Origin of the sequence: Novosphingobium sp. Chol11, from assembly GCF_945870625.1 — a bacterium.
In the GTDB taxonomy this organism is placed as follows: Bacteria; Pseudomonadota; Alphaproteobacteria; order Sphingomonadales; family Sphingomonadaceae; genus Novosphingobium.
On sequence record NZ_CAMBTS010000174.1, the window covers coordinates 1 to 3,295 of the forward strand.

Here is a 3,295-nt window from a genome sequence, read left to right on the forward strand (position 1 = left end):
GAGAAGAATTCACCCTTGAACGAGGTTTCGCCGGTGCGCCAAAGATCCTTCAGAATGGTCAGATATTCGCGCGCATAATCATAGCGCCGATCATAGTATTCATCGCCGCGCCACAGGCCCATCTGGGTATATTCGGGCTTGTTCCAGCCGGTCACGATATTGAGCCCGCAGCGCCCCTCGCTGATGTCGTCGATGGTCGAGATCATGCGCGCGACCACGGGCGGATGCGCGCTGAGCAAGGTGACGCTGGGAAACAGGCCGATACGCTTGGTGTCTGCCGCCAGCGCCGCCATCAAGGTGAAGCTTTCGAGGCAGGCGTCCCAATAGCCGGTCTCGCCGCCGAAGCCTTTGAACTTCATCATCGAGAGCACGAAATCGAGCCCAACCCGCTCGGCCTCCAGCGTGATCGCCTTGTTGTGCGCATACGTCGGCAGATAGACCGGGCTGCCCTTGGAAGGGATATAGCCGTTGCTGCCATTGGGGAGGAACACACCGAATTTCACGCCGTTACTCCGAAGCCTCGTTACCCTTCGCCAACCCGCGCGATCAAAGCCCCAGCGCGCCGGGATTCATCAACCGCTCCGGATCGACCACCGCCTTGATCCCCGCAACCACCCGGCCCAGCGCCTCGTTGTTCATGATCTCGCGGTAGGGGTAATACTTGCCGATCTGGAGATGCAGCCCGCCGAGCTGGTCAAACAGGTCGCGCAGTTCATCGCGCAGGCCCAGTGCGACCGCGCGCCGCGCCTCGTCGGCGGGAATGTCGCGCCATTTGTCGGCAAATTCTGGCTCGATCAGCGAGAGACGGAACTCGCCCAGCGCGTCGTGCCAGTAAAAGCTTGGTTCGATGACGAATTCCGGCCCGGAAAAGCAAGTCAGGTAGCTGGTCTTGATGCCCCATTGCTCCATCAGCGGCTTGCGCTCGGCGAGGAAACGCTCGGTCGCCTGCGCCGCAGGGATGGCGCGCGAGAGCGGGAAATAGCCATGCACGGGAATCCAGATTTCGCCTTCGGAACCCAGCAGCACCGTGCGCACCCCGCCAAAGGGCGCGTTGCGAAAGACGGTCGGGATCGAATTGGCCATCTCGGTGCCGCCTTCTTCGGTGCAGACTTCGGCGGCAAGATCGGTATGTTCGGCCGCGACGACTTCGGTCAGCGCGTCGAGCGTCATGTGCAGCGAATAGGGCACGTTCCGCAGGATCTTCTTGCCCCCCAGCGCCACGCGCGCCGCATTCTTGAGGCCCTTCAGCCCGCCCTTGCGCGCGATCTTGCCGACCAGCGAAAGCCCTTCCTCGAACGTGATCCCCTGCCCTTCGAACCCGGCGTTGTAATAGGGATCGAAGCCATAGCATTCGGACGCAATCCCGAGCCGGGCGATGCGCACTTGCGCCGCCAGCATCGCCTCCAGCGTATCGAACTTGTAGGAGAGATAGCCGGTGTGCCCCGCCGTGCGCACCAGCCGCAGCGCGGCGACCGCTTTCACCCCCATGGCGCCGGTGTCGGCGGTGAACAGCCCGGTCACATCGGGGCCGAAATGCCGCCAGAAGGGGCTCGAGTTCTTGTGCGCCCAGCTGCCGGTGGTGATGAGGCTGCCATCGGCGAGCACCACTTTGAGGCCGATCACCGTCTGCGCCGCGGTGCCGCCGGTGCCCGATCCGTGAAACAGGCTGTTTTGCGAAAGCGCGCCGCCGACCGTGGCATAAGCGCCCGAGAGCGGGCCCCAATAGGGGGTGCGCACGCCGTGCGGGGCGAGCGCCTCGTGCAGGTCTTTCCAGGTGCAGCCTGCCTCGACGATCACATACATATCATCGGCATTGATCTCGATCACGCGGTTCATCCGGCGCATGTCGATCAGCATGCTGCGTGCGCGTTCGGGGGTGTAGCCGCTGGTATAGCTCATTCCGCCGCCGCGCGGCACAACGGCAAATCCGGCGCGCGTGGCGACACCGACCGCATCGGCCAGCGCTTCGACGCTGGCGGGCTGGACCACCATGGCCGCAACTTCGTGTGCGCGGAAACTGAGGTCCTGCGAGTAAAACGCGCGATTGGCGCTGTCGAGCAGCACATTTTCGCGCCCGAGGATCTGTTGCAAGCGGGCGATGGTCGCATCGTCCGGCGCGGTATTTGCCAGATCACTGTTTGCCAGATCGCTGTTTGCCAATTCACTGGCCGACGGCTGCAGCAGACTCGACTCCATCGAAACCTCCTCCGTGTGCGTCTGTAAATTTGTATGCCGAAACGGTCGGAACGCAAGGTTCAATTCAAGTTCAATCGATTTTTGTGCACATTACACGCCATTAGCGCTCTGCTGGTCTTGCTGTGGATGATTTTCAAATGCATCTTGCCGCTTGCTCTTCTTTGATGGGGCACAGTTTGAAAGGATCGACCGCATGCGTGCAGCATTGGTTTCGGGCGCCGGGATCGGCATAGGCGCGGCTACAGCGAAAATACTGGGCCGCGACGGGTATCACGTCTTTGTCAGCGACATCCTGCCGGACGAAGGCGAGGCGGTGGCCGCAGACATCTGCGCAGACGGAGGCTCGGCCGAATTTCTGGCGCTGGATGTCAGCGATAGCGATGCCTGCCTCGCTGCGATTGCCGCCATCGAGGCGCGCTTCGGCGCGCTTTCCGCCCTCGTCGCCAATGCGGGGATTGCGCCGCGCGCCGCCTACCCGGTGCTGACCGACGAAAAATGGGACCATGTGCTCGACGTGAACCTCAAGGGCCAGTTGCGGCTGATCCGCGCAGCCGCCCCGGCGATGAGCGCGCGCCAGCAAGGATCGGTCGTGTGTGTGTCGTCGATCGCCGGTGCTGTCGTCGGCTGGGACGATCACTGGCATTATTCCGCCGCCAAGGCGGGCATCACCGGCATGGTCAAAGCCGCCGCCTGCGCGCTCGCCAAGGACAACGTGCGCGTGAACGCGGTGGCGCCCGGCTTTATCCGCACGGCGCAAATCCTGTCGGAAGAAAACTCGCTTGGCCCGGTCGGCCTTGCCGCTGCGGAAGGCACGGTGCCGATGGACCGCGCCGGGCACGCCTCCGAAATCGGCGAGGTGATCGCCTTTCTGCTTTCGGACAAGGCGAGCTATCTCACCGGGCAGACAATTGTCGTCGATGGCGGCTTGACCATCTCGCTTTAGGCGAGGCGCGCGCGCACAAAAAACCGGGCCATGCATCGCTGCATGGCCCGGTTGTTTTGTGTTGGACGTCAGATCAGAACTTGAACGTGCCCTCGATGCCAAAGGTACGCAGCGCGCCCGGAGCAACGAACGCACCGCCGAATTCGGGAGCGACGA

General features: G+C 62.9%; 3 protein-coding genes. 1 reads left to right on the forward strand and 2 read right to left on the reverse strand.

The window, feature by feature from the left end:
* On the reverse strand, positions 1 to 503 hold a 503-nt coding region (locus Q0O40_RS15760), incomplete at its 3' end, for an LLM class flavin-dependent oxidoreductase (protein ID WP_295532092.1).
* Between the two features lie 43 nt (positions 504 to 546).
* Positions 547 to 2,196 carry an FAD-binding oxidoreductase gene (locus Q0O40_RS15765; RefSeq protein WP_295532095.1) on the reverse strand — a complete coding sequence of 550 codons (1,650 nt, stop codon included), beginning with the start codon at positions 2,194 to 2,196 and terminating at the stop codon, positions 547 to 549.
* Between the two features lie 193 nt (positions 2,197 to 2,389).
* Here Q0O40_RS15765 and Q0O40_RS15770 point away from each other — a divergent pair, with 193 nt between their 5' ends.
* The gene (locus Q0O40_RS15770) at positions 2,390 to 3,139 is read left to right on the forward strand and encodes an SDR family NAD(P)-dependent oxidoreductase (protein WP_295532098.1); all 750 of its coding nucleotides are present in this window, start codon (positions 2,390 to 2,392) and stop codon (positions 3,137 to 3,139) included.
* Positions 3,140 to 3,295 lie beyond the last annotated feature (156 nt).

Excerpts from the sequence above, each read along its gene's own strand:
- Q0O40_RS15765 (WP_295532095.1), bottom strand. The coding sequence starts at position 2,196 with ATGGAGTCGAGTCTGCTGCAGCCGTCGGCCAGTGAATTGGCAAACAGC.
- Q0O40_RS15770 (WP_295532098.1), top strand. The coding sequence starts at position 2,390 with ATGCGTGCAGCATTGGTTTCGGGCGCCGGGATCGGCATAGGCGCGGCT.